The following is a 12529-nucleotide window of genomic DNA, read 5'->3' on the forward strand; positions in this document are numbered from 1 at the left end:
ACCCGGCTCCCTCCTATCCTTTTCCAATCAAATACCCCCGTGAACACGAAATAGTTCATGGGGACAGCGCAAAATGAGTCAGAGTCTTCCCTGCAGACATTGCAGGTGAGGTGTCACCCGCAGTTACATGGTTAACAGTTTGTTTACATTTAACTTAGGACAGGATCGTGAGATTACGCAAAAAAATAGACAGGAAAAGTGGGGGAAAAACCAAACTGGCATATTGCATGCAGGACATGAACAGGGAGCAGAGTAGCAGCAATGATATGCCAGCGCTGAGAATTACAGATGAATATGCAGCAATATCGGCAACAGACGGAATTTCAATCCAGGGATCCGTGCTAGCCAACGCTGCCAGCTTCGCCAACGCGAACAGGGACTGTCTATCGGACTATAGCGGCCGGCAGCCCTTGCCCAAGGTAACCATTGCAATAGCCTACGGCGTGGATCGCGCAAGGCATGACCGAAAGACTTATCGACGCCCATTTTACCAGCCAACGGCGAATGGCACAGATCCCCGGCGACCACCAGGCATAGCTCGAAGCGACCAAAGTGACAAGCCAGAGACTGAACAACATGGGCCAACTCAGCCTCGCTTGATGCCAGCAGGGCGTGCTCGCACAGCACCATGGTCGCTGCCCCGGACATTGATGGCAAGGCCTGTAGCCAGGACAAGTCGGTGGTTGAACCAGGTAGCATTCGATAGCGTTCACTGCGATGGAACAGGCGCTGTCGCCACAACAAGTTCTCACCAACATCGATATCGAACCAGCGACAGCGGCCATTATCGACCCGATAAAAACGCGTATCTAGGCCACTACCAAGATTGATGATCCTTCCGTCGGGGTGACGGCGAAGGAATTGTTGGATTTGGCGATCACAAACCAGCGCCAAACTGGCGTGTAGCAATTGTTGCTGGGAAATATTACCTTTGAGGCATTCGGGCTTGAGGCTGCATTGGGTACAAGCAGCTGCGGCGACGGGATCATAAATCAGGCGATCATCAGCCAAGCTTTCACGGCTACGGAGCCAAAGCGGCTGGAGCAGATCGGCGGGAATATCATGGCGGACGGTCTCAGTCATTATCATCTCCTTTTGAACAAAAGATGATAATGACTATCATTAGCGCTTGTAAAGCATTAATGGAGATTTTCTAAGCAGGACTCACTACATCCAGTCAGTGTTGCGGATCACACCCACAGCAATGCCTTCAATCGACAAGTGCTGCGTATTGAGATCAACCACAATCGGGGCAAACTCTTCGTTCTCAGCATGCAGCAAGACCTGTGCACCTTTACGCTCCAAGCGCTTGACGGTCACATCATCTTCAACACGGGCAACGACAACTTGACCATTGCGGACATCCTGGGTCTTGTGCACAGCCAGCAAATCGCCGTCCATAATCCCGATATCCTTCATACTCATGCCGTTCACCCGCAGCAAAAAGTCTGCGCGCGGTTTGAACAGTGATGGGTCAACCTCGTAGTGGGTTTCAACATGTTCCTGAGCCAGAATCGGCTCACCAGCAGCAACCTGGCCGATCAATGGCAGGCCACTCTCTTCATCCTCACGGTTACCCAGCAAGCGGATCCCACGCGAAGCGCCTGGGATAATTTCAATCACTTCCTTACGGGCCAATGCCTTGAGGTGTTCTTCGGCAGCATTAGCAGAACGGAAACCGAGTTCACGGGCTATTTCAGCACGTGTTGGCGGCATTCCAGAATCTTCAATTTTTGCTTTGATCAAATCAAAGACTTCTTGTTGGCGCGGCGTTAACGGCTTCATAACTCACCCTGTCTTTTTATACAGTCTACTGTGAGTATATCCAGTGTTATCACGCTTGAAAAGGTTATTGTTTAGGAAAACAACAATTTTGGTGCAAATTCACCAGCAAGTAACCAATCGCTACCTCGGTATTTTCTCTCCTCGGCGATGGGCCAAAGCGCATAGGCAGATCAATAAAAATGTCATATAACGACATGTCTGTGCTATTTCGCTGCTTATAACTGGTTTTTTTCTGCTATCCTTCCACGCATTAAGAATTCGAGGCTAGTAAAAGATATGTCAAGTTGGCAGAAAATCTATCAAAAAATACTGGATTTGCCGCTTTCTCTGCTGGTTAAAACCCACTCAATCCCTTCCGATCCCGTTGCGGATCTGGAACTGGACTTGGAACGCCCGATTGTTTACATCCTGCCGTTCCGCTCCAACACCGATTTGATGACACTACGCAGCAGCACTAAGGCGCTGGGATTGCCAGATCCCCTGTCCCCACTGGAGATCAACGGGCAGCAATTTGTCCGCTATGTATATATTTCCGATGGACCAAGCGTCTTTGGCGATAAGAACGCGCTGCCGCAAGAATCTATCGACCTGTTTACCGCCCTGCTCGAGCACCACACACAAGACAGCGAACTGGATATCCAGGTAGTTCCAGCTTCTATCCTCTGGGGCCGCAAACCCGGTAAGGAAGAGAACCACAAGCCAGTACTGCGCCCGCTCAATGGTCCGGAAAAGTTCTTCACAATCCTTGGCCATGGCCGCGACTGTATGGTGCGCCTGAGCCCCGCAGTATCACTGCGATACATGGCCGATCACCACGGTACCGACGACTCGATAGCCAACAAACTGGCAAGGGTGGCCCGTATCCACTTCTCACGTCAGCAACTGGCTGCTTCAGGACCTAAATTGCCTGATCGCCAAGTTCTGTTCAATCGCCTGTTGAATTCCAAGGCGATTGAAAAAGTCGTAGAAGAAGAAGCCGCAAGCCGTGATGTACCCATTGAAAAGGTGCGCAAAGAAGCCGTCGATATGATGGAAGAGATTGCCGCTGATTTCTCCTATTCGCTGATCAAACGCGGGGAGCGCTTCCTTGGCTGGCTATGGAACAAGCTCTACCAAGGGTTAAACATCAACAATGCCAAGCAGGTACGTAAGCTGGCCCAAGACGGTCATGAGATTGTTTATGTGCCCTGCCACCGCAGCCACATGGACTACCTACTGCTGTCTTACGTGCTATACCGAGAAGGCTTGGTGCCACCACATATTGCAGCAGGTATCAACCTCAACTTTTTCCCGGCTGGACAGATTTTCCGCCGCGGCGGTGCCTTTTTTATTCGCCGTAGCTTCAAGGGCAACCGCCTTTACTCAACAGTATTCCGCGAATACCTGGCTGAACTGTTTGCCAAGGGCTATTCAGTGGAATACTTCAGCGAAGGTGGCCGTTCACGAACGGGCCGTTTGCTACCAGCCAAAACCGGTATGCTGTCGATGACAATCCAGGCGATGCTGCGTGGTCTTAATCGTCCAGTTACACTGGTACCCGTCTACATCGGCTACGAGCACGTAATGGAAGTAGCGACTTATGCCAAAGAGTTGCGCGGCAAACGCAAGGAGAAGGAAAACGTCGGTCAGGTGATCCGCACCCTGCGCAAATTGCGTAACCTCGGCCAAGGCTATGTCAACTTCGGTGAGCCGATCCCACTCAACCACTACCTCAACGAGCATGTACCTGAGTGGCACAAGGATATTGACCCTATCGAGCCGCAGCGCCCGCAATGGCTGAACCCAGTCGTGAACGACTTGGCAGTGAAGATGATGACCCATATCAATGATGCCGCAGCGACCAATGCTCTGACTCTGTGTGGGGTGGCACTACTTGCAGCCCGCCAGCGCGCCCTTAGCCGTGAAGATCTCGAACAACAACTCGACTGCTACCTGCAGTTGCTACGCAACGTGCCGTACTCAGAGCAATTCACCGTACCGGATGAAGATGCCAAGGCAATGGTCAAGCATGCGCTGGATATGGATAAGTTTGTGGTCGAGAGTGACAGCCTGGGTGAAATGGTGTCATTGAATCGCCAGCAGGCGATCCTGATGACCTATTACCGCAACAACATCATCCACCTGTTTGCAATGCCGTCACTGATCGCCAATATCATGATCCACCACCAGAAACTGAGCGTGGATGAGATTGTCGAGCAGGTTAGCCGCCTGTATCCATTCCTTCAGGCCGAGCTGTTCCTGCGCTTTGGCAAAGAAGAGCTGGAAACAGTGATTGAAACACAGGTCGACGAGCTGGTTCGCCAGCGACTGGTATTACGCGATGGTGATCAAATCAACCTCAACAGCGCCCGTATCGGACCGCTGCATTTGCTGGCACGCACTATCTCAGAAACCCTACAGCGTTATGCCATTACCCTAACCCTGCTCAACTCCGAGCCGCAGCTGATGAAGAGCGATCTTGAGCAGCAGAGCCAGATGATGGCCCAGCGCTTGAGCCGCCTACATGGTATCAATGCTCCGGAATTCTTCGACAAGGGCGTTTTTGCAAGCTTGGTAAAAACCCTGCGCAGCGAAGGCTACCTCAACGAGGAATGCCACGCGGTATCACAACCTATCGAGCAACTTGCCGAACAGTTAGCTGCCTTAGTATCACCGGAAGTGAAGCTGACTATCCAAGCGGTCATGAACCGCGAAGACCGGGGCGAAGAGACCAACAGCGACGAATAATCACACGCACCACCACACTAAAAGGGCTGCTCGGTTTGCAGCCCTTTTTTATGCCTGCCTACCGGTCCCTGTACTGCTTTTCGAGCTGTTGCCTGTGGTAACCCAAAAGCCCACTCGATGCGATTCATACCAATCTGGATAAGTAGTTGATCAAGTATTTGTACTGGAAAAATCGTTGTTATCAAGGCAGATATTGCAGTAACTAATGGCTCTAATTACAAAATCTCTAACGCAGAGAACAGCGATTTTAACCTGCAAGACTGATCAAATATTTATGTAGGTTGGTATCATGGCTCAAGCAAACATAAAAAAAGCGCCGCGAACGGCGCTTTTGAAACTTAATGCTATCGACTTTCTATGCCAGATACGCGCTGACCGCAATACCGACACAAATCAACATACCAACATAATTGTTGTTCAAGAAGGCTTTGAAACACGGTTCACGCTCACGACCACGAAGCAGTCTCTGCTGATAGACGAACAGTGACGAGGCCAACAGAAGGCACCAATAATACACTTGTGACAGATCTTCAATCGCCCCAACGGCAATTAGCAATACCAAGGTGCCCAACTGCAATAGGCCAATGATCATCTTGTCGAAGCGACCAAACAGGATGGCGGTAGATTTGATCCCGACCTTGACATCATCATCACGGTCAACCATCGCGTACTGGGTATCGTAGGCAATTGTCCATAGAATGTTGGCCACAAACAGCAACCATGCCACCGCTGGCAGCTCCCCAGCTTGAGCTGCATAAGCCATCGGGATTGACCAGCCAAAAGCCATCCCCAATACCAGCTGAGGCAGGTGGGTATAGCGTTTCATGAACGGATAAGCCGCGGCCAATATCACGCCCACCACCGACAGCATAATAGTCAGGGTATTCATTGTCAGTACCAACAAGAATGACACCAATACTAACAGACCAAATAAGGCCAGCGCCTCACGCTCTGATACCTTGCCTGACGGCATCGGCCGCTTGGCAGTACGTTTAACATGACCATCAAAATTACGATCGGCAAAGTCGTTAATCACACATCCTGCCGCCCGCATGAAAACCACCCCAAGTACAAACACCAACATCACGTGGGGGTTGGGCATTCCTTCGGCAGCCAAAAACAGCGCCCATAGCGTCGGCCACAACAGCAACAGGCTACCAATAGGACGATCGAAGCGTGCCAGTTGCCAGAACGCTTTCATCTTGGTCATTTCCAACTTAGGGTCTCCTTATATATAGGTGCTTCCTGCAAAAACAATTCCGCCACCAGCAGCGGCTTATCATTAAGCCACAACCGCGAGCGGCGGGCCCAGACCGGTTTATGGGCGGTACCGACATTGGCAACCACCAGCGCATCACGTCGCGCACTGCGATCAGTAAACACGCGGAATCCGAGAGGCATTTCCCCCAACTGGGCCAAGTCCTGCTCTTGCCCTGTCAGGGTAGTCAGCGGGATCAGAGTTCTGGCAAATACCCATGGTACTCCATCGCCCTTAAGTACCACCTTGCGCAGCAGGCAGTCTACATCACCGATCAAAGCACGTTCGTCGTCGGTCAGGCGCTCACGGTTCATCAGCCCCTGTTCTTCCAAGGAAACGGTAAATGCCCGGCAGTGGCGCTCAAATCGGCGGGACAAGGAGTCCAACTCCAACAACCAATGCCCAAATTCAGTCCCTTCAATGACTGTTTCTTCCGGTGCCAGCCATTGGGCACTATCTAACAAGGGCTTGTACAACTGTTTGAATTTCGACATCTTTCCAACAAAATATCTACCAAATTGCCGACAAGGGCTTGGTAGATCAAGGTTAATTTATTACCATGAAGAAACACTATTGTAGCAAGCTGTAACCAGTACGAATATCGTTACGATCGAAAGAAACTCATTTGCAGCCATAAAAACCAATAACTCTATGAGCATGATAATGAAATTAACTTTACCTGGATTACTTTTCCTCTTGGCGAATTTACTGGTGCCAATGTCAGCCAACGCCAACGATGAGGCCACGCTCAACCCACAGTACACCTATTACACCTTGGCTCCAGACATTACGACCAATTATGTAAGCCAAGGCAAACGGATCGGCTATCTCCGCTTACAGATTGACCTTATGGTCGCTGACCCTTCGCTGATCCCCGAGGTCGAGCACCATGCGCCGCTCATCCGTGATGCCATCATCAGTATTATCGGCCAACAGCCAGAAGCCAGGATCAAATCATTAGCAGGCCGAGAAGAGATCCGCCAGGCCTGCCTGAACAAAGTCAACGAGCTGCTACTTATCGAGACCAACAAACGGATACTGACCGAACTGCTGTTTACCAAGTATCTCTATCAGTAAGCTCGGTATCTTTAGTATTCATCTGATACAAAAAAAGGCGCCTAAGGCGCCTTTTTGTCGGAGGAATATTTTACTGATCAAGCCGCACTTTGAACCGACTGCCAGTTCGCAATATAGTCAGCGACCTGCTGCTGCTGCTGCTGATCCAGATACAGCCCTAGCTTACTGCGGCGCCACAATACATCCTCGACCTGCTGGACAAACTCATCGCGCAACAGGTAATCCAGCTCCTTGGCATAGAACCCAGCCCCAAAGTGTTGCCCCATGTCGGCCTCATTGGCGACGCCCTCAAACAACGCCGCACTTCGGTTACCGTAATTGGTCGCCATCCGCTCAGCGGCTACCGTTAGCAACCACGGAAAGCGCAACTGCAAGGCACCGGCCTGGGCTTTGGCATCAAAGCCAGCTTCCCCGCCTGGCAGGTAGGCATCCGCCGTCCACGGTTGCTGCATCTGAGGGAAGAAAGGTGCCAGCTTGGCCATCGCCGTCTCGGCCAGTTTGCGGTAGGTCGTCAGCTTACCACCGAAAATAGACAATAGCGGAGCCTGGTGCCCTTCCTGCTCAAGCTCCAGCGTGTAGTCACGGGTAATGGCCTGTGGCGAATCCGATTCATCATCACACAACGGACGTACCCCGCTATAAGTCCATACCACATCATCACGGCCAAGCTTGTTGACGAAATGATTGTTGTAGACATCAAGCAGGTAGCCGATTTCATTCTCATCAATCGCCACTTCACGTGGATCACCGTTATATTCCACATCCGTGGTACCGATGATAGAAAACCGGTCAAGATACGGGATAACAAACACAATACGGTTATCTTCATTTTGCAGAATATACGCCTGCTCCTCACCGTGGACCCGCGGCACCACAATATGCGAACCTTTAATCAAGCGAATATTTCGCGGGGATGGCAGTGCCAGACTCTGATCATAAAATGCTTTCACCCATGGGCCAGCGGCATTGACCAGCGCATGGCAGCGGCGCTCGAACACTTCACCCGTCAAGGTATTACGCACCGTGACGCGCCACAGATCGCCGTCTCGCTCAGCCGCTTCAACCATACAACGGTTACGGACTTCACCACCGCGCTGAGCCACTTCCATCGCATTGAGGATCACCAGACGCGCATCATCCACCCAGCAATCTGAATATTCAAACCCTTTGGTAATCTCCGGTACCAGTACCGAATCGGCACCGAATTTCAAGCCGCAGCTCGCCGGCAGAGTAGTACGTTTGCCAAGGTGGTCATACAAAAACAGGCCCGCACGGATCATCCAGGCTGGACGCAGATGTGGGCGGTGCGGCAGACGAAAACGCATAGGGCGGGCAATATGGGGAATTTTTTTCAGCAGCACTTCTCGCTCGGCCAACGCTTCGCCAACCAAACGGAACTCATAGTGCTCAAGGTAGCGCAGGCCGCCGTGAATCAGTTTCGAACTGGCCGACGATGTCGCCGAGGCAAAATCTTGTGCCTCATAAAGACCAACGCTCAGGCCTCGTCCAGCGGCATCAGCGGCAATCCCCGCTCCATTGATACCGCCACCGACGACAATCAGATCCATTACTTCGTTATTTGCTGCCATTTCCCCACCTCAACTACCGACTTTCGTTTAATGTTCTTTTTCGCGCATTAATGCTCGATAACGAGCACTATAGACAATAAATTGATTGAGATCATCATTATTACGCTCGAATATTTAATTAATTATGATCAACATGGCGTTTTCGCGAAAAAAAACGGGCTGCTTATTCAGCAGCCCGCTCATGTAGAAGGGGGGGTTGGCCTCTAAGCCAATGACATTGATGGTTTAACGGACAATTTCAATGTGCGTTTCATGCTCGTCTAAGCGCTTGGCCAATTCTTCCGGCGGAGTATGGTCGGTAAACAGCATGTCGACCTGGCTGATATCACCCAGGTTAACCATCGCATTTCGGCCGAACTTGGTATGGTCTACCCCGAGCATCACGCAGCGACTATTTTCGATAATCGCCTGTTTCACCCGTACCTCGTGGTAATCAAAGTCAAGCAGCGAGCCGTCGAGATCAATACCACTGATCCCCAAGATGCCAAAATCGAGTCGGAACTGAGAGATGAAATCCAGTGTTGCCTCACCCACAATACCGCCATCACGGTTACGCACCTCACCACCAGCGAGGATCACCCTGAAGTCATCTTTGCCCGTCAAAATGCTCGCGACATTGAGGTTGTTGGTCACAATACGTAGATCATTATGGTCGAGCAATGCACGGGCCACGGCTTCTGGCGTTGTACCTATATCAATGAACAAGGTCGCACCATCAGGAATATGAGCAACCATGGCCTGGGCAATGTTGTCTTTTTCAGCCAGCTGCATCACTTTACGGGTACTGTATGAGGTATTTACCGAGCTTGATGGGATAGTCGCTCCACCATGGTGTCGGCGTATCTTATTGTCTTCCGCCAGCTCGTTGAGATCCCGTCGGATAGTCTGCGGACTCACATTAAACCGCTCAACCAAGTCATCGGTGCTGACATAGCCTTGGGTTTTGACAAGATCAATAATTTCCTGGTGACGTTTACTCTGCTTCACGACTGATGCGGCTCCCTTTCGCTGTGGCCTGGTACTCTAACAAACTGTCTTATGCAATCGATATCATCGAAGGCAAGATCAGCTTGTAAAACAACAAGGCTCCGCACAATGCGAAGCCTTGTCATCTTACCTAGGGTCTAATCAAGATGCCAATGATGGCGCTCCCAATCATGCATTTTGTTCCAGCTGACCCGCCTCTTTCTCACGATGCAAGCGGCTTTCACCAATCAATGCCAGCGTCAGGAAGAAAATCGAGAAACCACAAGACGCCGTCAATACCATAAAGCCGCCGTCCCAGCCGAAGTGGTCAACGGTATAGCCCAGAATGGCGTTAGCAGCTACCGCACCACCGAGGTAACCGAACAAGCCGGTTAGACCTGCCGCGGTACCCGCTGCTTTTTTCGGTGCTAATTCAAGTGCATAAAGACCAATCAGCATTACCGGGCCATAAATCAAGAAGCCGATAGCGACCAATGCCGCCATGTCGATTGTCGGGTTGCCTGCTGGGTTGAACCAGTAAACCAGTACCGCAACGGTCACCAGTGCCATGAACAGAATACCGGCAGGTGCACGGCGGCCCTTGAAGAATTTATCCGACATCCAACCACACAATAATGTACCCGGGATACCCGCCCACTCGTACAGGAAGTAAGCCCAAGATGATTTGTCGACGGTGAAGTGCTTCACTTCGCTCAGGTACACCGGCGCCCAGTCCAATACCCCGTAGCGGATCAGGTAAACGAAGGCATTGGCAATCGCAATAAACCACAATAGTTTGTTGTTAAATACATACTTGAAGAAGATTTCTTTGGCGGTCATCTCCTTTTCGTGAGAGGCGTCATAGCTATCCGGGTAATCGTCTTTGTGTTCTTCGATTGAAGGCAGGCCACAAGACTGCGGCGTATCACGCATCACCAACAGACTGAATACAGCCACCAGCAAGGCAAAGAAAGCCGGTACGTAGAACGCCGATCTCCAATCATCATTGAATGCCCACAGACCAAGCAGGAACATCGGGCCAATTAAACCACCACCCACGTTATGAGCAACGTTCCAGACCGAAACGACCTCCCCCCTTTCCTTACGTGACCACCAGTGCACCATGGTCCGGCCACAGGCAGGCCACCCCATGCCCTGGAACCAACCATTCAAAAACAGCAGGATAAACATGGCCGCAATACTACTCGTTGCCCAAGGCATAAAGCCGAAGCACAACATCACAATCGCCGACATACTCAAGCCGGCTGCGAGGAAATAGCGCGGGTTGGAGCGGTCAGACACACTACCCATCAAGAATTTCGACAAGCCATAAGCAATCGAAACGGCAGCCAGTGCTACGCCCAGATCACCACGGCTATAGCCGTACTCTTCAATAAGGTAAGGCATGGCCAGGCTGAAATTTTTACGAACAAGGTAGTAGCCGGCATAGCCAAAGAAGATCCCCGCGAAAAGCTGCCAACGCAGACGTTGGTAGGTGGAGTCGACCTGGCCATCGGGAAGACGCGCCCGATGCATTGCCGGTTTGAAAAGACCAAACATAGAATGTTCCTTTTTATAGTTTTTTTGCGATGGTATGGGTACAAACGAGTACAAGACGAGCGAAAGTAATCAATTTCACTCAAGGTATGCAAATTATTGCTCTAATGAAGGTAAGAAAATGTGAATAATGTCAAATAGGTAGATTAAAACGCTACCTTGAAGGAAATATGTGGGAGATTTTACCTAAAATATGGACTGGTTTGATATATCAACAAAAAAGGTGAACACCCTATTACAGATATTCACCTTCTTTTAGCGCCAACATTGACCTATCGGCGTAACTTCACATCCACCCAACCCAGGGCACAGCCACTGAGCAAGCCAAAGAGGTGGGCCATATTGGCAACGGACATGCCCAGTACATCGGCAAACCCCAACACCAACCAAGCTAGCATAAAGACGACATAAGGCTTGGGAATGGATAAGCCACGCTGAGGAGCCAGCCATCCCATCCACCAGATATAACCCAGCAGGGCGTAGACCACGCCGGACAAACCACCAAAATTCGGACCATGGAGCCAAAATTGGGCAAACCCCGAGATCAACGCCGAGATCAAGAAGATCTGAAGCAGTTTGGCACTGCCGCTGTGTCTCTCAAGCTGACCACCTAGGATCCACCACCACAGGCAATTGAAAATCACGTGCAAGGTCGAAAAGTGGATCAGCGCATGAGAAAAAAAGCGCCATAGCTGCCACTCATCCCCATCCATCAACGGAAAGTGCATCAGAGAAAAAACAGGCTGCTGCAACCCCAACAGCCACAGCAGGTATATAACCACTGAAACAGCCATGACCAATAGTGTAAACGGTCCTGCCTGGGCACGTACCAAACCGAGTAAGCTGGGGCTGCGGTAATGGAATTTAGCGGTCCGGCTTTCGGCCACCTGCCAGGATGCCGCCTGGTACTTACTATCAGAGGGATTAGAGAGAAACTGGTTGAGCTCAGCCTCTACTTCCACCCAATGCTGCCCATCTTCCAACCAAAGGGCAAACATCCCCTCGGGCTCGGGGGCCATCACCAGCGAAATACCACGTGAGGCCATATAGTCAATAAACGCCTGGGCCTGGCGAGGGTTGTTCAATCCGGCTAAGCGGTGCATATCTATCTCCACTGTGAAAGACTTTCCGGCAACATCAGATTATGAAGCCAAGTGATACCTGCCCCGCCGCCGCCTTTGGGATCAGGCCATCTGGATACACGGAAATGCGCTACGCTTCCAGGCTTCAAACCCACCATCGAGGCTGTAAACACAATCGAAGCCCTGGTGGATCAGGTACTGGGCAGCCCCTTGGCTGCTGATGCCGTGGTAACACATCACGATCACAGGTTGCTCGAAATCAACCTCATCCATAAACGTCACCATTGTATCATTAGTTAGATGGAACGCGCCTTCAGGATGGCTCAGGGCATAAGACTGGGGATCGCGGATATCTACCAGTACCGCTTCGCTACCGCCCTGGGTGAGCAGGACGTGGGCCTGCTCGGCAGAAATATGTTCAAATTGATCCATAATTACGCTGACTCTTGTTGGTATTGATCAACAGGCAGGATCACCTACCCGGTAAA

At 51.0% G+C, this 12529-nt stretch carries 11 protein-coding genes; 2 read left to right on the forward strand and 9 right to left on the reverse strand.

Going from position 1 to position 12529, the window contains the following annotated elements; translation table 11 throughout:
- Positions 1-282 precede the first annotated feature (282 nt).
- A complete protein-coding gene (locus ACVA58_RS24880) occupies positions 283-1083 on the reverse strand; it encodes a class I SAM-dependent methyltransferase (protein WP_446512959.1) in 801 nt (266 codons plus the stop codon).
- 84 nt (positions 1084-1167) lie between these two features.
- Positions 1168-1785 carry a transcriptional repressor LexA gene (gene lexA / locus ACVA58_RS24885; RefSeq protein WP_107349729.1) on the reverse strand — a complete coding sequence of 206 codons (618 nt, stop codon included), beginning with the start codon at positions 1783-1785 and terminating at the stop codon, positions 1168-1170.
- 276 nt (positions 1786-2061) lie between these two features.
- Here lexA and plsB point away from each other — a divergent pair, with 276 nt between their 5' ends.
- Positions 2062-4512 carry a glycerol-3-phosphate 1-O-acyltransferase PlsB gene (gene plsB, locus ACVA58_RS24890; RefSeq protein WP_446512960.1) on the forward strand — a complete coding sequence of 817 codons (2451 nt, stop codon included), beginning with the start codon at positions 2062-2064 and terminating at the stop codon, positions 4510-4512.
- A 355-nt stretch (positions 4513-4867) separates the two neighbouring features.
- Here the strand turns inward: plsB and ubiA are convergent, their stop codons facing one another.
- Both ubiA and ACVA58_RS24900 read right to left on the reverse strand, forming a co-directional pair.
- The gene (gene ubiA / locus ACVA58_RS24895; RefSeq protein ID WP_446512961.1) at positions 4868-5722 is read right to left on the reverse strand and encodes a 4-hydroxybenzoate octaprenyltransferase; all 855 of its coding nucleotides are present in this window, start codon (positions 5720-5722) and stop codon (positions 4868-4870) included.
- Positions 5719-6264: a chorismate lyase gene (locus tag ACVA58_RS24900; protein ID WP_446512962.1), complete on the reverse strand. Its 546-nt coding sequence runs from the start codon at positions 6262-6264 to the stop codon at positions 5719-5721. Before ACVA58_RS24900 ends, ubiA begins: the two co-directional genes overlap by 4 nt.
- Positions 6265-6427: 163 nt before the next feature.
- Between ACVA58_RS24900 and ACVA58_RS24905 the strand changes: the two genes are divergently transcribed.
- Positions 6428-6847 carry a flagellar basal body-associated protein FliL gene (locus tag ACVA58_RS24905; RefSeq protein ID WP_446513009.1) on the forward strand — a complete coding sequence of 140 codons (420 nt, stop codon included), beginning with the start codon at positions 6428-6430 and terminating at the stop codon, positions 6845-6847.
- A 77-nt stretch (positions 6848-6924) separates the two neighbouring features.
- On the opposite strand, the gene glpD is transcribed toward ACVA58_RS24905, so the two are convergent.
- The 5 genes from glpD to glpE form a co-directional block, all read right to left on the reverse strand.
- A complete protein-coding gene (gene glpD / locus ACVA58_RS24910) occupies positions 6925-8436 on the reverse strand; it encodes a glycerol-3-phosphate dehydrogenase (RefSeq protein WP_446512963.1) in 1512 nt (503 codons plus the stop codon).
- Between the two features lie 225 nt (positions 8437-8661).
- Positions 8662-9423 carry a DeoR/GlpR family transcriptional regulator gene (locus ACVA58_RS24915; protein WP_446512964.1) on the reverse strand — a complete coding sequence of 254 codons (762 nt, stop codon included), beginning with the start codon at positions 9421-9423 and terminating at the stop codon, positions 8662-8664.
- 168 nt (positions 9424-9591) lie between these two features.
- On the reverse strand, positions 9592-10962 hold the full coding sequence (glpT, locus tag ACVA58_RS24920) for a glycerol-3-phosphate transporter (RefSeq protein ID WP_446512965.1): 1371 nt from the start codon (positions 10960-10962) through the stop codon (positions 9592-9594).
- A gap of 269 nt (positions 10963-11231) precedes the next feature.
- Complete coding sequence (gene glpG, locus ACVA58_RS24925; protein WP_446512966.1) at positions 11232-12062, reverse strand: rhomboid family intramembrane serine protease GlpG; 831 nt, start codon at positions 12060-12062, stop codon at positions 11232-11234.
- 81 nt (positions 12063-12143) lie between these two features.
- Positions 12144-12473 carry a thiosulfate sulfurtransferase GlpE gene (gene glpE / locus ACVA58_RS24930; RefSeq protein WP_446512967.1) on the reverse strand — a complete coding sequence of 110 codons (330 nt, stop codon included), beginning with the start codon at positions 12471-12473 and terminating at the stop codon, positions 12144-12146.
- Positions 12474-12529: the final 56 nt, after the last annotated feature.

The organism is Photobacterium sp. DNB22_13_2 (assembly GCF_052873915.1).